Raw genomic sequence first — 18,889 nt, 5'->3', positions numbered from 1 at the left:
GCAGCCGGGTGAGCCGAACCGGTCGCCCGCGGGCTGCGAACTCCAGTCTGAAGTCTCCCTGGCATAGGAGTCCCATGCGCGCCCTGACCATCGACGTACAAGAAGCCAACGGCCGAGTGCTTTGCTGCACCATCTTCCGGCCCGGCGGTAAGAAACTGCTCGCCAAAGGTCATCTGATCAGTGAAGAAGACGTGCGCCTGCTGGAAACCGAGGGCATGCGCAAAGTCTGGGTCACTCAACTGGACGAAGGTGAGGTGGGCGAAGACGATGCGGTGGCGCAGGTCGGTTCCCTCATCGGTTGCGGTTCCCTGGAGATCCGGCTGGCGGCCGGCGGCCGTGCGAACCTCATAGCCACTGAAAACACCAGCATCCTGGTGGATGACGAGTTGCTCAAGCAGATCAACTGTACCGCCAGCGTCGTAATTGCCACGGCGCAGAACTTCAGCTTCGCCCGCACCGGCGACCGTGTCGCGACAGTGAAGAGCTCGCCGTTTGCGGTCACCCAGCAACAGCTCGATGCCGTCCTGTCCATCCTGAACGAACGCGGCCCCATCCTCCAGGCGCGCCCCATTCGCGACCCCGCGGTCGCTGTCCTCTATACCGATCCGTGTTCCGGCGACCGCGCTCGCCAGCTTTTCGAGAGCGTTATGCGCCAGCGGCTCGACCAGTTCGGGCTCAGTTGCCGCTTCTCATTGGCCTGCGTGGAAGATGAAGCGACCGTGACCAAGGCGCTGGGCCACCTGTTGCGCGCCAAGCCGACCGCGATCCTCGTGGCTTCCACCACAGCGCCGGCCGGCCCTGATGACGTCATCGGCCGCGCCATGATGGACTGCGGCTGCCACCTCGAGCGCTTTCTGGCGCCAGTCGAACCCGGCAACCTCCTCCTGCTCGGGTACAAGGACGACGTCCCTGTCGTCTCGGCGCCAGGCTGCTTCCGTTCGGCCAAGCGCAATGTTGTCGATCTGGTACTCCCCCCGATGCTGGCCCGTTACCGGGTCTCCGGCTGGGAGATCGCCTGCCTCGGGCACGGCGGACTTTTGGGCTGATTTGATCTCCTCCAAACGCTACCCATCATCGGGTACGCAATACTCAGGGCCGGACGCATGACCAGCGCCGGCCCTCTTTTTCCACTGCCCACCTTGTGAGTTGACTTCGCCCGGCAATTGCGGAACCCTGAAGGTCGAATGCAGATTCGTTCCGTGCAGGCTTTCCTGCTGTCCTCGCCACTAGCAGAGCCGCTCGTCCTCCCTTATCTGGGCGGCGAACGCACCATCGTCAAGCGCGACGCCATGTTGATCTGTGTCGAAGGCGAACACGGAATCCGCGGCTACGCGCCAGGACCGGCCCATGAGGAAGCATTGGCGGGTATTCGCGATTTCATCGCGCCCTTTCTGGTTGGACGCAACCTGCTCGACCCCGACGCCGTGCGCATCCTGTTCCATCAGTTGCCCGGCGTCACCCCTGCGCTGTCGCGGTATTACGACGCCGTCGAGATTGCCCTCTTTGACCTCACCGCCTGCTCTTTCGACGTCCCGGTCTGTGCCCTCCTCGGCGGACATGTGCGGGACGAGATCCGCCTCTACGCCAGCGCCGGTATGTACCAGAGTCCACAGGGCTACGCTGATGAAGCTGCCCAACTGGCAGCCCACGGCTTTTCCGCCTACAAGTTCCGTCCCGCGCTGGGTCCGGAAGCCGATCTCGAAACCATCCGCCGCATTCGCGAGGCCACCGGCCCCGGCTTCGAAATCATGGTCGACGCCCATACCTGGTGGCGTATGGGGGATCAGAGCTACTCCGAAGAGACCGTCCACCGCCTGGCCCGCGAGATGGGCCGCCTGCAGGTCACCTGGCTGGAAGAGCCCCTGCCGCCGCACGACCATGCCGCCTATTCGCGTTTGAAAGACCTCGACGAGGTTCCTCTCGCGACCGGCGAACACGAGCCCAACGAAGACGGTTTCGACGACCTCATCGCCACCCGCTGCGTCGACTACGTGCAAGCCGATCTCGTCTGCCAGGGCGGCTATTACCTGGGCCGGCGCCTGCTCGCTTCACTCGCCCGCGCCGGGCTCTCCTTCGCTTTCCATTCCTGGGGCACCAACCTCGAAATCCTCGCCGCCGCCCATCTGGGCATCTGCTGGCCGGATACCGTGGTGCCCTGGCTGGAATACCCCTGCTACCGCTCCATCACCCAGCCCGGGATGTACCCCTTCCCGCTGGCGGAAGAGATTCTGTCGGAGCCGCTGCCCATCCGTAAGGGCGTCCTGGAGATGGACTTGACTCGCCCCGGCTTCGGCATTGAAGTGAATCTCTCAGTCCTCGACCGCTTTCCGTGGATCCCGGGCCCGTGGTCCTTCTTCAAGTTCCATTCGCCCGCCGAGACCTGGGCCGTCACCGGGGATCATAGCCAGCGTTGGGCGCCCACCGGCGCCTGACCCTATTTTGATACACTCCCCTTCAATGGTCCTCGAAGTTCTCGGCGCCGCTGGTCTGGCGGCGGCCGGCGTCACTGCTTATGGTGTGCGCGGCCGCTCGGCGCAGTTGTTTGGACCTTCGGTCTGGAAAGGCCCCGTCCACCGGCGCGCCATCGCCCTGACCTTCGACGACGGACCCAGCGAATCGACACCTGACCTGTTGAGCCTGCTGTACGACTACGGCGCCCGTGCGACCTTCTTCCAGTGCGGCCACCACGTCCGCCGCCTGCCGCGCGTCGCCGTCCGCTGCGCCTCCGATGGACACGAGATCGGCAATCACACCGACACACACCCCGCGCTGTACCTGCGCTCTTCGCAGTTTATTTACGATCAGTTGGAGCGCGCCCAGCAGGCCATCGCCGACACCTGCGGCGTGACACCCACCCTCGTGCGCCCCACCTTCGGCGCCCGCTGGTTCGGACTGCGGCCCGCGCAGAAACGGCTCAACCTGCTTGGCGTCATGTGGACGAGCCTGGCCCGCGACTGGCGGCTCTCCGCCGAGGGCATTACCGCCCGAATGGAAACCAGCGCCCATCCCGGCGCGATCCTCTGCTTCCACGACGGCCGCGAACTCACTCACCATCCCAACATCGAATCGACCCTGGAGTCGCTCCGCCTGCTGTTGCCCAAGTGGGCCGAGGCCGGTTATGAGTTTGTCACGGTCAGTGAGCTGTTGAACCGGCCCGCCGCGCCGCGCCCGGAGTGAGCCAAGTCCGCCTCATCAGATCCCCAGGCGGTCCTTGAGATCCTTCAGCCGGTCCCGCGCCACGGTAATCTCCGTCTTCTTCGGGTCCTTCAACCGCAGGATCATCTTGCCGCCAAACCAGGGATAGAGTTCGTCGGCGAAGCTGAGGTTGACCAGCGTCGAACGGTGCACCCGCACGAACTGCTGCGCGTCCAGCTTCTGCTCCAGCTCAGCAATGGTCTTGTCCACCACCCAATTCTTCTCCGGAGTGGCGGCGTACGTCAGCTTGTCTTCCGCGAAGAAGTGCGTCACCCGGGAAAGTTCAATGAAGTGGACGCGTTCTCCGATGCGCGAAGGGATGCGCCGCAGGCTCTCCTGGCGGGACTGCCCCAGCAGCGCCGCCTGCACCTGGTCGATCAGCGATTTCAGCGCCGGCCGCGGCATTTCGCCTCCCGCCAGCCGCTCCAGCCTCCCCAACGCACGGTCGAGCTGAGCCTCTTCCACCGGCTTCAAAAGGTAATCGAGCGAATTCACCTCAAAGGCTCGCAAAGCATACTGGTCGTAGGCTGTGGCAAACACCACCAGCGGCTGGAAGCTCAGGCTGGCAAGCAGGTCGAAGCCCGTCATGCCCGGCATCTGGATATCCAGAAACAACGCATCCGGCACCAGTAGCTCGATCTCCTGCTGGGCCCGAACGGCATCCGTGGAGCTGCCCACCACCTCCACCCGGCCCGTCTCCCGCAGCATCCGGTCCAGGCGTCGTACAGCCAGTTCTTCATCGTCGACCAGATAGACCCGCAAGCTCATGCCGGCACCCCCACCGGCAGTCGCAGCCTCACCTTGTTGCCCTCGATCGAGAGCAGGCCGGACCCGCCATAGAGCAGCGCCAGCCTCTTTTCCAGCGTGTCCAGGCCATGTCCCTCGCTCAATTCGTCACGGCTGAAGCCCGGCCCGTCGTCTTCCACGATTACTTCCAGCCAGCCATTCTCCCGCTGCACAATAATGCCGATGCGGCCGCCCTCGCGCTTCGGTGCTATGGCATATTTCATCGAGTTCTCCACCAGTGTCTGCAGCGCATAGGGCGGCAGCTCGCAATTCATCGCCTCGTGATCCATATCAATCGAGAACGTCAGGCGCTGGCCAAACCGGGTGCGTTCGATCTCCAGGTAGTCGCTCACCAGCTTCATCTCTTCGCCCAGCGAGACAGTGCTCCGCTCCTGCGAGTCCAGGGCGAACCGCAGCAGCCGCGCCAGGCGCTGCAGCATCTCCTCCGCACCCTTTGGTTCGTCGCGGATCATCGACAGGATGGAATTGATCGTGTTGAAGAGAAAGTGGGGCTGCAGGCGGGACTGCAGTGAGCTCAGCCGCGCCTCCAGCATCAGCTTCTGCGCTCTCTCGCGTTCCAGTTGCTGCTGCTTCAACTCCAGGGTGGTGTGCTCCACGCGGTGCCGCAGGGTCTCGATGACAAAGCTGGCAATGCCCACGATGATTGTGATCAGGGTAGCCGTGCGCACGCTGCCGACAAACTGCGGCCAGAACTCACGGCTGGAAATAATGCCCACCGCCAACAGCCCGCCCACGGCCAGCAGGGTGCCTATGGCTGCGACCGCCACCAGCGAAGCAATGTAGACGAGCCACATCGTCACTTTCGGCAGCCGCCAGATGCGGACAGCCAGCCACGGAATGCTAAACGCCGCGGTGCAGCCGATGAGCTGCGCGTAGATCATGTTGGCCAGCAGGTAGAGTCCGAACTGCGAACTGCGCGCGCCGGGGTTGTAGGCGAAGTTCAACAGGCACAGCACCAGGCCGATCGCCGCGTTGAACAGCAGCACCATACCCACATGCCGCCACGTCAGGCCCGGTTTGTCGGAATAAACCCACTGCATCTCAGATCTCCAGTGTACTCACGGCGCCGGTCAATGACCGGGCGTATGGCAGCCGATACAGTTGCGCTGCGCCGGCGGCAGCTCACCCGTATCCAGCCACTTCTGCGCGCGCTTGCCATATACGGTGTCGCCCATCTCGCTCACCACTTTCGCCAGCAGCGCCTTCGCCTTCTCCTTATCGCCTGTGCGGTCGTAACCGTCGGCCAGTCCCATCAGCAGCTCGCCGCGCGGATGTGTGCCCAGCTTGTCCAGCGAGTCCTTCTGCAACTCGTACATGTGCGAGAAATCGGCCACAGCCCGCTCCAGCAGGGCGGCTTTGCGTTCCTGCGGTACGAAACGCGACGCAACCAGCATCGAGGAGCCTCTCGGGATCCGTGTCGCCGGCGTATCCGGGCGCAGCTTCACGGCTTCGTCCATTTCAGCCAGTCCCTGCTCCCACATCTCCTGCCCCCTCTGCAGGTCGCCGGATTGAAATGCCTGGCCCGACTGCGAGAAGAGCCCCGCGCCATGCCATACCAGTGCCTCGGCGTGCTTCGGATCTTCCTTGAGTGTCTCCTCGGCCGCCCGCATGGCGCGCGCGAACGCTTCCCGGTCGCCGGTAAGGCCGGCAAAGAAGTCGTTCCGCACGATGTGATCGAAGCGGATCTTCTTGCCATGCTGTTTGGTGTCCTGCCCGCGGCCGGGCGCCGTCATCAGCCCCAGTACAAATGAGCCCGCCGCGAATGCCAGCAACATTGTTTTCTTCATGAGGCCAGTGTGCGGCCGCGCCGGGGGCTGGTTGCCCGGAATCGGACGAAACGGCGAATGACCGGATAGAGCGGCGCTGCGGTGGGACGAGTCGATACACTACGGGGAATGCCTTCGACGCCCTGGCGACACTGGGTCCCCGCCGTCTCGATGCTGCTGGTCTCCCTCATCAGCTACATCGACCGCAACACGCTGGCCCTGCTGGCGCCCACCATATTGCGCGACAACCAGCTCTCAGCGGAGCAGTACGGCTGGATCATCTCTTCCTTCTCCATCGCTTATATGCTGGGCAATCCGCTTTGGGGCCGCTGGCTCGATCGGTGGGGCGTCCGCGTCGGCATGTTCGTCGCGGTGGCTTTCTGGACGCTCTCTTCCACCGCCCATGCTTTCGTCTCCGGCTTCCTCGGGTTTGCCGTAGCGCGCGCCGCCCTGGGCTTCGGCGAAGGTGCCACGTTTCCGGGCGGCCTGCGGACCGTCGTTCAGACACTGCCCGACCGGCTGCGTTCTCGAGGCGTGGCTCTCGCCTATAGCGGCGGCTCGCTGGGCGCCGTGCTCACTCCGCTCATCGTCACACCCATCTACCAGGCCTATGGCTGGCGAGCGGCCTTCCTCTTTACCGGTTTTGCTGGAGCACTCTGGCTGGCCAGTTGGCTGCTCATCAGCCGCCGGCCCGAACTCCGCGCAACTCATCCTGTGCCCGTCCAGCCCGGCACCCACGCTTTGTCCACGGCGCCGCGGCCCGCTATGAAATGGACCGATCCCCGCCTCTGGAGTTTCATGGCTTCCTACGCCCTGGGCTGCCTGCCGCTGGCGTTCGTTCTCTACGAAGCGCCCATCTATTTCGTCCGGGCGCTGGGCAAGTCGCAGGTCGAGATCGGCCATGTGCTGTGGATCCCGCCGCTTGGTTGGGAGTGCGGCTACTTCCTGTGGGGCTGGTTTGCCGACCGCCTGCGCCGGAACAGGCCCGATCCCATGCCCGTCTATCGCGCCCTCACCCTGGCCGCCCTCCTCATGACGCTGCCGCTTGCCCTCGGGGCGCGGATCCAGTCGTTCCCCGTGCTGCTGTTCCTGTTGTTCTGGACGATGTTCGTCGCCGGCGGCAATGTCATCGTCGCCATCAGCTATGCGACGCACACCTTCACCACGGCGAATGCCGGGCTGATCGCAGGCTTGGGCGCCGGTTCCTGGTCGGCTTTCGTGGCGCTGTCCATGCCCTGGTTCGGGCGGCTGATGGACGCCCGCTCATGGGAAGCGGCCTTCGTCGGCGCCACGCTGGTTCCGCTGGTGGGCTATTCCTGCTGGTTGTGGGTCAATCGAGCCTCCAACGACGCGGCGTTAGCGGCGCACGGTCAGCACAAGGTCGGCTAGCAGTTCCTGCAGCAGCGGCGTGCTCCTTCCCTTGCACTTCGACATAAGTGCCGTTAGACTTTCCTGTAGAAGCTGTAGGGGGGGCGCCCGCCCACGGCGGAAGGTGGACGCATGGCAGTATGGAGAGATTTGGTTTTCCGGATTCGCGCGCTCGTGCTTCGGCGGCAGGTGGAGCGTGAACTGGACGACGAATTGCGCTTCCATTTGGAGCAGCAGGCTCGGTCCTTACAGCACGGCGGGATGAGCCGCGCAGAAGCGGAGCGGGTCGCCCGGCTGCAGTTGGGTGGAGTAGAGCAGGTGAAGGAGGAGTGCCGCGACGCCTGTGGCCTCGGATTCTTTGAGCTCGCTGGTCAGAACCTGCGCTTCACCGTGCGCGGCTGTGTCCGCCGCCCTGGCTTCGCGGCCAGTGTCGTCAGCGTGCTCGCCTTGGCTATTGGCGGGGTAACGGCCACCTTCGCCGTAGCCGACTGGGCACTGCTCCGGCCGTTGCCTTACCCTCAGCCGGATCGCTTGTGCCTGGTGGGGTATGTCGAGGAAGGCGGCGACGCGCAGCGCCCACGGGTCTCTTTCGCCGACGCCACGCACATCGCCAGATCCCATTCGGGCCTGGACCACCTGAGCCTGTCCCGTTGGGAAAGTGTCACCTTGATGGCCGGCGGCGAGCCGGAGCGATTGGACGCCGTCGCCGTCGGCGCCCGATATTTCCAACTATTCCAGGCGAGGCCACTCCTTGGACGACTCCTGCAGGCGGGCGACGATGAGCCTTCAGCCCCGCCGGCGGCCTGCCTCAGTTACTCGTTGTGGAAGCGGCGTTTCGCCGGCGACCCGGCTGTCGTCGGAAGCGTGGTCCGACTGAACTTGAAGCCCTACACCGTGCTGGGTGTGTTGACGGAGGATTTTCGCGATCCGGAAGGGTTACGGCGCCACGTGCCCATCGACGTATGGCTGCCTTTGGTGCGATCGCAGGAACGTTTTGCCGACGCCCGTCTCTACACGCTGTCAGGCCGGATGTCGGACTCCGGATCCCCGCACTCGGTCTGGCAACGGCTGTCGGCCATGCCGCCGGAGCGCGGCCTGGCTGTCCGCGCCGTACGTTGGGGCGACCTGGTCGCGCAGCCCGTCAGAGGACAGCTTCTGCTGTTATTGGGCGCCGTGTTGCTGGTCCTGTTGATTGCCTGCGTCAATGTGGGTGGGCTTCTGCTGGCGCGGGGTTCGACCCAACGTCCGGAAATCGCACTTCGACTGGCGCTGGGCGCAAGCCGCTGGCGCATCACCGGACAGTTGTTCACCGAGACCGGTTTGCTCGCGGTCCTGGCTGCGCTGGCTGGATGGGTGCTGGCGGCCCTGCTGCTGCACGCCGCTGTGCCGCTGCTGCCGGCGGAGATTCCGCGCCTCGCCGAGATCCGGCTGGATTGGCGCATAGCGGTCTTCACCCTCTCCATCTCGACCGCCAGCGCGCTGTTGTGCGGCCTATGGCCTGCCCTCAGGAACTCACAACTCCAGCTCAGCAGCTACATCCGAGCCGGTGCCGGCGGCTTGTCGGGGGACCGCGCGCGGGGTCGCCTGTCGTCGCTGGCCGTGGTTGCCCAGGTCGCCCTCAGTCTCGTGCTTGTGGCCGGGGCGGGCCTGCTGCTCAAGAGCTTCGCCCTCCTCACCAGCGTCGCCCCCGGGTTTGAGCCGCGCCACGTGCTCACCGCGCAGGTGCGCCTGCCCATGGCACGCTATCAGCAACCGGAGCGGCGCAGCGCCTTTTACGAGAGAGCCTTGCGGGAAGTGAGCCTGCTGCCCGGCGTGCGCTCGGCGGCTCTGGTAACGGCGTTGCCGTTGGGCGGTAGCGGATTCTCCGATGCGTTCATATTGCAGGATCGGCCGCCCGCCACAGATGCCCAGCGGCCCACCGCGAATTGGAATGTAGTGAGTCCGGCGTATTTCCGCACTCTGGAAATCCCTTTGCTGGAGGGCCGGTTGCCCGAGGCCGCGGATCTGGCGCAAGGCAACCAGTTCGTCGTCGTGAATCGCCAGTTGGCTCGGAGCCAGTGGCCGGGAGAGAGTGCCATTGGCAAACGTCTTCGCTTCGGTTCGGTAGCTGGCGATGGCCTCTGGCAAACCGTGCTCGCCGTAGTGGGCGATGTGCGTCATGGTGGACTGGACGACAAGGACGAACCGCAGGTTTACCAGATGTACCCGTCCATGCCGCCGCCCTTCGCCTTTCTGGTGGTGCGCGCCGAACACCCGCTGACCTTGACCGGAGCGGTGCGCCGAGCCGTGAATGGCGTCGACCGCGACATCGCGGTGGACAGGATCGCCACGTTCGAAGAAGTGCTGGCGCGCTCCGTGGCCACGCCCAGGTTCCGAGCCTCGTTGCTGGCTGCGTTCGGCGTGCTGGCTCTGTTGCTGGCGAGCCTGGGTCTGTATGGCGCTATCGCCTATTCGGTCGAACAACGCCGGCGGGAGTTGGGCATCCGCCTCGCTCTGGGTGCAACCTCGCGCCGGGCGGCCTCCGGCGTCTTGTGGCAGGCGGGCCGTCTGTTGTTATTGGGGCTGGCGAGCGGGCTCCTGGGCGCCCATGCGTTCATGCGCTCGCTGCGTGCCATGGTCTTCTCACCCTTGCCTCTGGATTGGCCCGTGCTGGTTGTAGCGTGCGTGGTCCTGTCGGCCGCAGGTCTGCTTGCTGTTCTGCGGCCCGCATGGGTAGCGGCCCACATCGACCCCCTGGTCGTGCTGCGGCAGGAATGAAAGGCCCCGTCTAGCGGCGCACGGTCAGCACAAGGTCGGCTAGCAGTTCCTGCAGCAGCGGCGTGCGCGGGTAGGCGTGGCCGCCATATTGCCGGAAGCCTTCCGCGAACTCGACTCCGGCCAGCGCCCCGCGCGAGCGGCACCAGGTCTCCATCGTTTCCACGAAATTGTCCATCCCATGCTGCTTGCGCAGCCAGTTCCGCTGGCTTTCGTGCGCTTCCAGCATGCGGCGCTTCACGTCCATAACGCTGGCCACGTCGATCGCGAACTGCGGAGCGATCGTGTTGCCTTCCCGATCGATCCCTTCCGCCGGATCTACATAATAAAGGTGCGGAATCGCTGGTAGGGCGGGGGATTGGTCGTAGGCCTGCGTCAGATAGTTTGGGGCCGAGGCACCAAAACACGCATCGGTGACGAGCTTCGAGGTGGCCTCATGGTCGCAATGATAGTCGCGCGGCGACGAGGTCAATACAATGTGAGGACGCAGGCGCCGCAACGCAGCCGTCACCCGCCGTCGCGACCCATCGTCGGAAAAGATGGCCAGATCGTCGAAGCCCACCCAGTGATACTCTGCGTCGATGATCGCCGCCGCGTTGGCGGCCTCAACCTGCCGAATGCTGGCGATCTCCTGTGGGCCGTACTCCACTGATCCGCAGTCGCCTGCCGTCATCGTCGCAATCACCACATCGTGGCCGCGCGCTGCAAGCAGCGCCAAGGTGCCCCCAGCCAGCAATTCCGCATCATCCGGATGGGCGTGAAGGCAAAGAATCCGCTTCTTCATGATTCGCTTGTACCGCGCTCCCTGATCTGTTCACACTCGCAGCAGTCGCTGCACCGGCCGCACTTGGCGCACAGGTGATTATTGCAGGTGTCCTTGGTGCACCAGACACATATCCGCTGGGAGGGTTCCCGGCAAATGTTGCAGACGAGCGCTTTGGCCGTCGTCGTCGGGCTCTGTGGACTCACTTCCGGCTCCCTTGGTGCAACGTCTGCGCGCGGCACTTCTGCGCCTCTTGTTCGGCCACGAATAGCTCCTTTTCCCGCAGTATGGACAGATCGGAGACGTGCTGCCTCAGCCAGTCCCGGCTGGCCCCGGCCGCACTGATCTCGCCATCCAGAAGGTCGGCAATGGCTGGATTCTGGTAACGCCGCACTGCCTGGCTCACACTGGACGCCATCTGCACCAGGCTCTCCAGGCGCACGAGGGTTTCCACGGCCAGGGAAAGCTTGGCCGGTTGCTCAGCCAATCGCCCCGCGGTGCTCTGCACATACCCGATCGCCGTCAGGCAGTCTTTGTACTGCTTCTCATACGCGACGGGTGCCCCGGCAGCGGTCCACTTCTCGGGTTGCAACTGCACCAGGACGGGCCGCAGTTTCTCTACTTCGGGACCGATTTTCTGCACTTTCGGCTTCAAATCCCAATCCGGTGCGATGCTCGGCACGGGAGCAGCAGCCTGGAGCGCAAGTAGCAGTGTGATTATGCCGTGAGACACTCTACACACAGTTTAACTGGAGCAGCCTGTTGGCGTGGGAATAAGCGAAGTTAATCGCCCGGAGGGGCGGGCGGAGGCGGCGGAGGAGGAGGGGGCGGCGGCGGCGTTGCGCCGGTATCGCCAGGTACACCACCACCAGAGGTCGGGGGCGGGGTGGTCCCGCCGGGAACACCACCAGTGCCGCTGCCACCCAGTCGAGGCGTGCGCATCAGGATCTGATATAGGGCGTCCGCAACATATTGCATCATGCGACCGCGATCCAGCCGCTTCTCCGCCGCCAGCGGAGCGTTGCGGTAGACCACCAGTTCCTCGCCGGCAGCTACCAGCCGGGGATCACCGTCCCGCGGCATCAGCCGGTGTTCGACGGCGACCAATCCCTCTTCTACGGCAACCCGCGTGGTCTCGTCGTCGTCTTCTACACTAATGTCGAAAATCGTGCCGCGCACCGAGATGACTGCCGTGGGGGTGTGCACCCGGTTCGGATTCGGCTGTCCGCCCAACTTTTGGATGTGAACCCGGATGCGGCCCAGCCAAACGTCCACCATGTCGCGCCAGTTGCCGGGATTGGCCCGGAAGGTCACTCGCGAATTGGAGAAGACTTCGAACGTGCTGCCGTCCGACACACGGAAGGCCGCGTACCCGTCTGGACCAGTCACGATAACTTGCCGTGCCTGTATGGAATCGCCCATGCTGACTGCCCAGAGTTCCGTGTCCCGAACCAGCGAAACGCTACCCTGTACGGTAATCGCCTTGGCGGCCGTGTCAGTCTGGAAGAGGGATTGTGCCCTGAGAACAGGCAGAGAAAGGGTTGCCAGCAGAAACGCCGTGATGACCTTGCCGAAGCTAAACCCACTACGAGCGAACATACAGACCCACAGAACACTACTTTATCACCAAAAATGCAAAGCAAGTAGCGGCCCGATTGCGAATTCTGTTGAAAAATCAGTGGGGTACGTGAACTTACTGCAAGGAGTAGTCGATCTTCTCAGGGTAGAATAGACGCAGGCCATGGGTCGCCGGTACACAATCCTCACCAAGCGAACCGCCACCGCCTTCACGGTGCTGGCGTGTGCCGCCATTGCCTGGCCCGCCGCGGCTCAATCTTCCCGTTCTCTTCTCGATTGGCGCAGGATTGGTAACTCCAGTCAATTGTTGGGTTTGCCCTCACCTGCCGGCGGTGCGGCGGACCGTGTGTGGTTCAGCCAGGACGGCCGCATCCTGGTCCGCCTGGCCAGCGGACGCGTCTATGCCACAGCCGACATGGAGCAGTGGCAGTTGGACACAGCCCAGCCACCTGCGCTGACGCCGCCTCCCGCGGGCGCCATCGCGCCGGAAGTTTCCGCCCACCTGCTCGCCGCAAACTCCAACCGCGCCGTGGTTTACGCCGCCGGCCGCAACGCCTGGCGCTCAGAAGACGGCGGCCTGAACTGGCACAATCTCACCCAGTACCGCACTCAATCGCTGCTCGGCTCGGATGTCCGCGATTTGGCCGTCGACCCGTCTGATGACCAGCGCCTGGTGGCCGCCACGGCGACCGGCGTCTGGTACTCGGTTGATGCTGGACTTTCGTGGCAAGGATTGAACGAAGCCCTGCCCAACCTGCCTGTGCGGCGCATCCTTTCGGCCGCTTCCGGCAGCCGCGGTGTTCGTATCGCCGTCGACTCCGGCTCCGATTCCTCGCACCGCGACCTGGAGTGGATGCCTGGCCAGAACAGCGGCTGGCTGCCCGTCAGGGATGCTGCTTCCACGGTGGAAACCGAACTCAAACGCAGTCTTTCCACGAGTTTGAATGCGACAATCACCGCCGCCAGCGCCTATGGCGATGCCGTCTACGCCGGTGCCGCGGACGGACGCCTCTGGTCGAGCCTCGATGCCGGCCGCTCCTGGCGGCTCTTTCCGGCGCTGCCGGGCTCAGGCGCCATCGAACGGCTCTGGCTGGATCCGGCCGATCGCTCATTCGCCTTGGCCGCTCTCTCCAGTGCAGGCTCCGGGCCCCGTGTTTTGAGGACTTTGAACGGCGGCGGCTACTGGGACGACCTCTCCGCAAATCTGATTGAAGGCCCTGCCTATGGTGTGACGGCAGAACGCTCGACCGGCGCCCTCTATCTCTCCACCTCGCGCGGTATCTTCTACACGATGGCGGACTTACGTGCTCCAGCAATGCCCACGGCGTGGCAGCCGCTCAGCGCCGGGTTGCCCGACGCCGCGGTGCGCGATGTACGCCTGGATGACGACGGTAACCTGCTGATTGCAGCCGTGGATGGCTACGGTGTCTACGCGGCTTTAGCTCCGCACCGGCTGCGGCAACCGCGGGTGGTCCATACGTTTGACTATGGCCAGCGGGCCGCCGCGCCAGGTGCGCTGCTGAGTGTGCTTGGCGCCAGCGTTGGCACGGCTTCGGCCAACCGGACGTCCGTCCCCGTACTCTCCTCCAACGAAGCCGAATCGCAGATCCAGGTGCCCTATGAGGTCTCCGGCGACACCCTGCAACTCGTTCTAAACGCGGCGCAAGGCCCGGTTGTCTTTGGACTCCCGCTGCAAAGCACCGCTCCGGCCGTGCTCATCGACCGTGACGGTACGCCCGTCCTGATCGATGCCGATTCCGGTGTCCAACTGGACGCGATGCACCCGGCTCGTCCAGGCATGCGGGTACAGATTCTGATGAGCGGCCTAGGCCGGGTTCAGCCGGACTGGCCGACGGGCATGGCCGCGCCCCTGGAAGATGCTCCGCGTGTCGTGGCCCGCATCCGGGCTTCCATGGACGGCATACCCCTTGAGGTGGTCCGGGCCACACTGGCGCCCGGCTACATAGGCTACTACCTGGTAGAGGTGCAGTTGCCTGAGTTCGTCGACGCCGGCTCCTCCGAGCTGGCCATCGAAGCCGGCGGTAAGGCCAGCAATCGAGTGCGCTTATACGTTGCGCAGTAACGCTGAAATGCGAAGCGCGCCTCACGTGAAAGCAAGTACCATAGCATCAGGAGAAGCCCTCATGATCCGCCGACTCCCCCTCGTTCTCTCGTTATTCATGCTGGCAGTTTCGGCACAGGAACCCGCTCCCAAACCGTCGGGTGAGAAGCTGGCGCCCTATTACCCCACGCCGGAAAGCGTGGTAGACCGCATGCTGAAGTTCGGCGGCCTGAAGAAGGGCGAGAAGATCTTCGATCTCGGCTCGGGCGACGGGCGGGTGGTCATCATGGCGGCTCAGCAGTTTAAGGCGGAGGCGGTCGGCATCGAACTCGACCAGGATCTCTACAAGCAGTCGACGGATCGCATCAAGTCGCTGGGCCTGGAAAAACACGCCCGCATCATCAACGGCGACATTACGCAGCAGGACTTCTCCAGCGCTAACCTCCTTACGGTCTATCTGTTGCCGAACTCGAACGAGAAGATCCGGCCGATGCTGGAGAAGCAGCTCAAGAAGGGGACGCGCGTCGTGGCGCACGATTTCATGTTCAAGGGCTGGACGGCCGACAAGGAAGAGCACATCCCTGATGACGGGGAAGGGCGCAGCCATACTTTGTACCTCTACATTCGCTAGGGTGTAGACGAGGTCCGCTACCGTGGTTTCCGATCAGATTGTCCTGCCGTACCTTTGGCGCCGCTACCTGAGTTTCCTGCGCGCGCTCGTCGGGGCGGCCTGTCTCTGGGTCGTGCTGGCTTCTACAGCTGTAGCGACGGGCACCTGGGTCATCTTTGTCGTTGTCCTCACCATTTACAGCCTGGTGTCGATCTTCTGGCGTTGGCCGGAGCGCATCGACCGGCTGGACATCTTCAATCTGATCCTGGATGTTGTCACGTTCCTGTTGTGTGTCGCCCTCAGCGATGCCGATAGCTTGTGGCTGGCCGCCGTGGCTGCGCTTTACCTGTTCCTGGCCATGGCCACACTGCAGGATTGGCGGGATGTCCTGCTGACCACGGTCCTTTCACTCGCTTTCGTCATCAGCGCGCGGCCGCCCAATGCCGGCACCCTGGAGCCTTTGTTGTTGATTCTAGGCATGTTCGGGTGCGTGGTGGCGCTCCAGAAACAGAGCCTGATCGACAGGCTTTCGAACACGTCGCGGCAAGCCGTACTCTACCGTAAGGAAGCGCAGCAGGCGCGCGAGGCAGAGCGCGAGCGCATCGCCGCCGACTTTCATGACGGCCCCTTACAGAGCTTCATCAGCATCCAGATGCGTCTGGAAATCGTCCGCAAGATGCTGGAGCGGAACTTTGACGCCGGCATGGCCGAGCTGAAAGAACTGCGCGAAATCTGCGGTCAACAAGTGACGGAAGTGCGGACATTTGTGCGCAGTATGCGGCCCGTGGAAGTGGATGGGGCCGGGTTGGCTGCCGCGCTGCGGTCCACGGTTGGATTCTTCCAAAAAGACTCCGGGATCCCCGCCACGTTTAAGGTGGACCCGGGCGCAATGCATGATGACATCGACAGTTCCACTGAAGTCGTACAGATTGTCCGGGAAGCGCTGAACAACGTGCGGAAGCACTCTGGAGCGTCGCGGGTTGCAGTGGGCCTGGCCCGCGCCGACAACACCCTGCTGATTGATGTGGAAGACGACGGCACGGGCTTCCCGTTCGCCGGCACGTTTTCGTTGGAGGAGTTGGAACTCCTTAGAATTGGGCCACTTAGCATCCAGCGCAGGGTCCGCGGATTGTCCGGCGACCTGGCGCTTTCCTCTCGTCCGGGCCGCGGCTCGGAACTCAAAATCCGACTGCCGATATGAAGCGCCTCCTCCTTGTGGCCGCCCTCGGCCTGGCCGCCTGCGGCCGCTACTCCGATTTCCAACTCACCTCTGTGGGACCGCCGGAAACAGGACATTACGAGTGGGCTCCGCATTCTGGACCGATCTATCGTGAACAAGCCGTCGATACACTCAATCCCAGTGTCCTGGCGTGGCATGGATCGTTGCTGAATCTGTACTCGGTGTATGACGGCAAAGCCTGGCATACCGCTAAAGCCAACAGTTCTGATGGTTTAGCCTGGACGGGTGCGCAAAGGATTCTCTCGCCCGACCCCAAAACCTGGGAAGGGGACTACATCGCCGCCAACGGCGCGGTAGTCGCCTGGCGCAACCAGTTCCTGTATCTCTACCAGGCCGGATCCCCTCCACGCATCGCCATATCGCGATCTGACGATGCGAGTCGCTGGACAAAGGAGCCGGCTCCGGTAGTGGACTTTGGTCCACGCGGCGCCTGGGACGAGCGCGCCACAGCCGACCCTTACCTCTTCGTATCCGGTGACCGCCTCTATCTGTACTATCTCGGCGAGGATCGGGCGCGCCGCCAGCGGCTGGGTGTCGCGGTGAGTGACGACGGTACCCGCTGGACCAAGCTGCGCTCCAGCCCAGTTCTGGAGCTAGGCGAAGAAAACGCATTTGATGAGAACGGGCTGGGCGAGCCTGCGGTCTGGCAGGCGCACGGCAGTTACTGGATGCTTTACACCGGCCGCGCCCGGAACGAGGTGCGGCGCCTGGGGCTGGCCCGGTCGGCCGACGGGGTGCATTGGAAACGCACTGGACTGATCATCGAAGGCGCCGAGCCCTGGAACAACAAGGTGGTGTGCGACCCGACGGTGATCGTCGAGCCGGAGCGCGTCCGGGTCTGGTACGGTGGCGGTGATGTGGCCCACCCGGCCGAGAATGTCCACGGCCAATTGGGCTATGGCGAACTAATCTGGAAGCCCTGAACGGAGCGTCATGAGGATTGGAATCACCTGCTACCCCACCTACGGCGGGTCGGGCATTGTCGCCACGGAGTTGGGCCTGGAGCTGGCCGTACGCGGCCATGAAGTCCACTTCATCACCTATGCGAATCCCATCCGGCTGGACCCCGGCACTCCGCGGATCCACTACCACGAAGTGGAAGTGTCGACTTATCCGCTCTTCCAGTACCCGCCCTACGACCTGGCGCTGGCGTCGCGCATGGCCGAGATTGCCGAATGGCAGAACCTCGACCTGCTGCACGTGCACTATGCGATTCCGCATTCGGCTTCGGCCTACCTGGCGCGAGCGATGTCACAGCCGACGCGCAGGCTGCCCTACATCACGACACTGCATGGCACCGACATCACGCTGGTGGGTACGGATCGTTCCTACTTCCCCATCACGAAGTTCTCCATCGAGCAGTCGGACGGCGTCACCTCGATCAGCGACCACCTCAAGCAGCAGACGCTGGATGTGTTCGGCGTGAAGAATGAAGTCCGAGTCATCCACAACTTCGTGAACTGCGATCTCTACCGCATGGCGAAGACGCCGCACGAGGGGCGGCCGAGGCTGCTGCACATCTCGAATTTCCGGGAGGTGAAGCGGATCACGGATTGTGTGCGGGTTTTGAAGTTGGTTCGTGAGCATGTGGACTGCGAATTGTGGATGGCCGGCGACGGACCCGACCGGGGTGCGGCGGAGCGGCTTGCCTTTGAGCTCGGCATCCACGAGCATGTCGAGTTCCTGGGGAAACAGGACCACATCGAGCGGCTGATCCCGCAGTGCGACATGATGCTTCTGCCCAGCCGGATGGAGTCATTTGGACTGGCGGCGCTGGAGGGCATGGCGTGCGGCGTCATTCCGGTGGCTACGCGGGTGGGCGGAGTGCCGGAGGTGATCACCCACGGGGTGGATGGCTTCCTGGAAGAGGTGGCCGACGTTGCCTCGCAGGCGCAGCGTGTGGTGGAAGTGCTAACCAATCCAGATCTGCGCAACCGCATGAAGTGGGCGGCACGCGATGCGGCGGAATCACGGTTTTGCACCTCGCACATCATTCCGAGGTACGAGGCGTTCTACCGGGAGGTACTGGCGCGTTAGGTGTCCGGGGTGACGATCTCGACGCCGTAACCCCAGAAGAGGCCCGATTCCAGCACTCCGGTAATCGACTTGATTTCCTTCTCGAGGCCCGCGCCGATGGCGGCGAAGCGTACGTCGAAGATCATATTGCCGTTTTCCGTAATCACCGGACCGTCCTTGCCGGAGCCAGTGCGGATGCGGATCTCGGTGGCGCCGAGGCGCAGCAACTCCGCCTCCACCAGCCGGACCGACATGGGATGCACCTCCACGGGCACGGGGAAGCGTGTGCCCAGCCGCTCCACGAGTTTGGAGCGATCGACCAGGATGAACGTCTTCGGGCTACTGCGGAGGATGAGCTTCTCCTGATACATGGCTCCGCCGCGTCCCTTGATCAGGTTGCCGGCCGGATCCACTTCGTCCGCGCCGTCGAAATACCAGTCGGGGACAGCATCTGCAGGGCGCAGGGTGGGAATGCGCAAAGCGACGCAAGCCATCGCGACTTCGTGGGAAGTCGGAATGGCGCTGAAGCGGAGCCCTTCGCGCTGAGCACGCTCGGCTAGTGTGGTGAGCGCGACGAAACTGGTGGAGCCGCTGCCGGCGCCGATCACCTGGCCGTCTTTCACTTCGGTGGCGATACGTTCCGCCGTACGGCGTTTGGCGTCGTAGTTGGCGATTTCCGCAGACCAGTGGAACTGCTTCAGCAATTGGCTTTCGCGCTGCATGGCCCTCT

17 protein-coding genes are annotated in these 18,889 nt (G+C 63.8%); 10 read left to right on the top strand and 7 right to left on the bottom strand.

Going from position 1 to position 18,889, the window contains the following annotated elements; genetic code table 11:
* Nucleotides 1-74 precede the first annotated feature (74 nt).
* The 3 genes from ACR9Y2_RS00445 to ACR9Y2_RS00435 all read left to right on the top strand — a co-directional run bounded on the left by ACR9Y2_RS00445 (nt 75) and on the right by ACR9Y2_RS00435 (nt 3,177).
* Nucleotides 75-1,046 carry a molybdopterin-binding protein gene (locus ACR9Y2_RS00445; RefSeq protein ID WP_435039047.1) on the top strand — a complete coding sequence of 324 codons (972 nt, stop codon included), beginning with the start codon at nt 75-77 and terminating at the stop codon, nt 1,044-1,046.
* A 138-nt stretch (nt 1,047-1,184) separates the two neighbouring features.
* The gene (locus tag ACR9Y2_RS00440) at nt 1,185-2,432 is read left to right on the top strand and encodes a mandelate racemase/muconate lactonizing enzyme family protein (RefSeq protein WP_435039046.1); all 1,248 of its coding nucleotides are present in this window, start codon (nt 1,185-1,187) and stop codon (nt 2,430-2,432) included.
* A 25-nt stretch (nt 2,433-2,457) separates the two neighbouring features.
* A complete protein-coding gene (locus ACR9Y2_RS00435) occupies nt 2,458-3,177 on the top strand; it encodes a polysaccharide deacetylase family protein (protein WP_435039045.1) in 720 nt (239 codons plus the stop codon).
* Nucleotides 3,178-3,192: 15 nt separating this feature from the next.
* On the opposite strand, the gene ACR9Y2_RS00430 is transcribed toward ACR9Y2_RS00435, so the two are convergent.
* The 3 genes from ACR9Y2_RS00430 to ACR9Y2_RS00420 are packed head-to-tail and all read right to left on the bottom strand — an operon-like array spanning nt 3,193 to nt 5,777.
* Complete coding sequence (locus ACR9Y2_RS00430; RefSeq protein ID WP_435039044.1) at nt 3,193-3,963, bottom strand: LytR/AlgR family response regulator transcription factor; 771 nt, start codon at nt 3,961-3,963, stop codon at nt 3,193-3,195.
* Nucleotides 3,960-5,042, bottom strand: a complete 1,083-nt coding sequence (locus ACR9Y2_RS00425) for a sensor histidine kinase (RefSeq protein WP_435039043.1) — start codon at nt 5,040-5,042, stop codon at nt 3,960-3,962. The genes ACR9Y2_RS00430 and ACR9Y2_RS00425 overlap by 4 nt, the downstream gene beginning before the upstream one ends.
* A gap of 30 nt (nt 5,043-5,072) precedes the next feature.
* Nucleotides 5,073-5,777, bottom strand: coding sequence for a hypothetical protein (locus tag ACR9Y2_RS00420; protein WP_435039042.1), 705 nt, complete (start codon nt 5,775-5,777; stop codon nt 5,073-5,075).
* 120 nt (nt 5,778-5,897) lie between these two features.
* Here ACR9Y2_RS00420 and ACR9Y2_RS00415 point away from each other — a divergent pair, with 120 nt between their 5' ends.
* Both ACR9Y2_RS00415 and ACR9Y2_RS00410 read left to right on the top strand, forming a co-directional pair.
* On the top strand, nt 5,898-7,157 hold the full coding sequence (locus ACR9Y2_RS00415; RefSeq protein WP_435039041.1) for an MFS transporter: 1,260 nt from the start codon (nt 5,898-5,900) through the stop codon (nt 7,155-7,157).
* 111 nt (nt 7,158-7,268) lie between these two features.
* On the top strand, nt 7,269-9,893 hold the full coding sequence (locus ACR9Y2_RS00410) for an ADOP family duplicated permease (RefSeq protein ID WP_435039040.1): 2,625 nt from the start codon (nt 7,269-7,271) through the stop codon (nt 9,891-9,893).
* A 10-nt stretch (nt 9,894-9,903) separates the two neighbouring features.
* Here ACR9Y2_RS00410 and ACR9Y2_RS00405 read toward each other — a convergent pair whose 3' ends face one another.
* The 3 genes from ACR9Y2_RS00405 to ACR9Y2_RS00395 form a co-directional block, all read right to left on the bottom strand.
* Nucleotides 9,904-10,674 carry a PIG-L deacetylase family protein gene (locus ACR9Y2_RS00405; protein WP_435039039.1) on the bottom strand — a complete coding sequence of 257 codons (771 nt, stop codon included), beginning with the start codon at nt 10,672-10,674 and terminating at the stop codon, nt 9,904-9,906.
* Between the two features lie 181 nt (nt 10,675-10,855).
* Complete coding sequence (locus ACR9Y2_RS00400; RefSeq protein WP_435039038.1) at nt 10,856-11,335, bottom strand: hypothetical protein; 480 nt, start codon at nt 11,333-11,335, stop codon at nt 10,856-10,858.
* A gap of 101 nt (nt 11,336-11,436) precedes the next feature.
* Nucleotides 11,437-12,252: a FecR family protein gene (locus ACR9Y2_RS00395; protein WP_435039037.1), complete on the bottom strand. Its 816-nt coding sequence runs from the start codon at nt 12,250-12,252 to the stop codon at nt 11,437-11,439.
* A 142-nt stretch (nt 12,253-12,394) separates the two neighbouring features.
* On the opposite strand from ACR9Y2_RS00395, the gene ACR9Y2_RS00390 reads away from it, so the two are divergent.
* The 5 genes from ACR9Y2_RS00390 (at nt 12,395) to bshA (ending at nt 18,180) form a co-directional block, all read left to right on the top strand.
* The gene (locus ACR9Y2_RS00390; RefSeq protein ID WP_435039036.1) at nt 12,395-14,314 is read left to right on the top strand and encodes a hypothetical protein; all 1,920 of its coding nucleotides are present in this window, start codon (nt 12,395-12,397) and stop codon (nt 14,312-14,314) included.
* A 61-nt stretch (nt 14,315-14,375) separates the two neighbouring features.
* The gene (locus ACR9Y2_RS00385; protein WP_435039035.1) at nt 14,376-14,924 is read left to right on the top strand and encodes an SAM-dependent methyltransferase; all 549 of its coding nucleotides are present in this window, start codon (nt 14,376-14,378) and stop codon (nt 14,922-14,924) included.
* 22 nt (nt 14,925-14,946) lie between these two features.
* The gene (locus ACR9Y2_RS00380; protein WP_435039034.1) at nt 14,947-16,104 is read left to right on the top strand and encodes a sensor histidine kinase; all 1,158 of its coding nucleotides are present in this window, start codon (nt 14,947-14,949) and stop codon (nt 16,102-16,104) included.
* Nucleotides 16,101-17,066 (top strand): hypothetical protein, encoded by a 966-nt coding sequence (locus ACR9Y2_RS00375; RefSeq protein ID WP_435039033.1) that lies wholly within the window; start codon nt 16,101-16,103, stop codon nt 17,064-17,066. Before ACR9Y2_RS00380 ends, ACR9Y2_RS00375 begins: the two co-directional genes overlap by 4 nt.
* A 10-nt stretch (nt 17,067-17,076) precedes the next feature.
* Entirely contained in the window at nt 17,077-18,180 is a 1,104-nt protein-coding gene (gene bshA, locus ACR9Y2_RS00370; RefSeq protein WP_435039032.1) for an N-acetyl-alpha-D-glucosaminyl L-malate synthase BshA, read from the top strand.
* Here the strand turns inward: bshA and rpiA are convergent.
* Nucleotides 18,177-18,881: a ribose 5-phosphate isomerase A gene (rpiA, locus tag ACR9Y2_RS00365; protein WP_435039031.1), complete on the bottom strand. Its 705-nt coding sequence runs from the start codon at nt 18,879-18,881 to the stop codon at nt 18,177-18,179. The genes bshA and rpiA overlap by 4 nt on opposite strands.
* Nucleotides 18,882-18,889 lie beyond the last annotated feature (8 nt).

It is taken from the genome of Paludibaculum fermentans, from assembly GCF_051172195.1.
Lineage (GTDB): Bacteria > Acidobacteriota > Terriglobia > Bryobacterales > Bryobacteraceae > Paludibaculum > Paludibaculum fermentans_A.
The sequence above is the reverse complement of the archived record's forward strand: the minus strand, read 5'-3'. Positions and strand labels throughout refer to the sequence as shown.

Bases quoted from the DNA above. Each gene is read 5' to 3' on its own strand.
- ACR9Y2_RS00420 (WP_435039042.1), bottom strand. From the start codon at position 5,777: ATGTTGCTGGCATTCGCGGCGGGCTCATTTGTACTGGGGCTGATGACG.
- ACR9Y2_RS00390 (WP_435039036.1), top strand. From the start codon at position 12,395: ATGGGTCGCCGGTACACAATCCTCACCAAGCGAACCGCCACCGCCTTC.
- rpiA (WP_435039031.1), bottom strand. From the start codon at position 18,881: ATGCAGCGCGAAAGCCAATTGCTGAAGCAGTTCCACTGGTCTGCGGAA.
- ACR9Y2_RS00410 (WP_435039040.1), top strand. From the start codon at position 7,269: ATGGCAGTATGGAGAGATTTGGTTTTCCGGATTCGCGCGCTCGTGCTT.
- ACR9Y2_RS00385 (WP_435039035.1), top strand. From the start codon at position 14,376: ATGATCCGCCGACTCCCCCTCGTTCTCTCGTTATTCATGCTGGCAGTT.
- ACR9Y2_RS00375 (WP_435039033.1), top strand. From the start codon at position 16,101: ATGAAGCGCCTCCTCCTTGTGGCCGCCCTCGGCCTGGCCGCCTGCGGC.
- ACR9Y2_RS00395 (WP_435039037.1), bottom strand. From the start codon at position 12,252: ATGTTCGCTCGTAGTGGGTTTAGCTTCGGCAAGGTCATCACGGCGTTT.
- ACR9Y2_RS00445 (WP_435039047.1), top strand. From the start codon at position 75: ATGCGCGCCCTGACCATCGACGTACAAGAAGCCAACGGCCGAGTGCTT.
- ACR9Y2_RS00430 (WP_435039044.1), bottom strand. From the start codon at position 3,963: ATGAGCTTGCGGGTCTATCTGGTCGACGATGAAGAACTGGCTGTACGA.
- ACR9Y2_RS00435 (WP_435039045.1), top strand. From the start codon at position 2,458: ATGGTCCTCGAAGTTCTCGGCGCCGCTGGTCTGGCGGCGGCCGGCGTC.
- ACR9Y2_RS00425 (WP_435039043.1), bottom strand. From the start codon at position 5,042: ATGCAGTGGGTTTATTCCGACAAACCGGGCCTGACGTGGCGGCATGTG.
- ACR9Y2_RS00440 (WP_435039046.1), top strand. From the start codon at position 1,185: ATGCAGATTCGTTCCGTGCAGGCTTTCCTGCTGTCCTCGCCACTAGCA.
- bshA (WP_435039032.1), top strand. From the start codon at position 17,077: ATGAGGATTGGAATCACCTGCTACCCCACCTACGGCGGGTCGGGCATT.
- ACR9Y2_RS00405 (WP_435039039.1), bottom strand. From the start codon at position 10,674: ATGAAGAAGCGGATTCTTTGCCTTCACGCCCATCCGGATGATGCGGAA.
- ACR9Y2_RS00415 (WP_435039041.1), top strand. From the start codon at position 5,898: ATGCCTTCGACGCCCTGGCGACACTGGGTCCCCGCCGTCTCGATGCTG.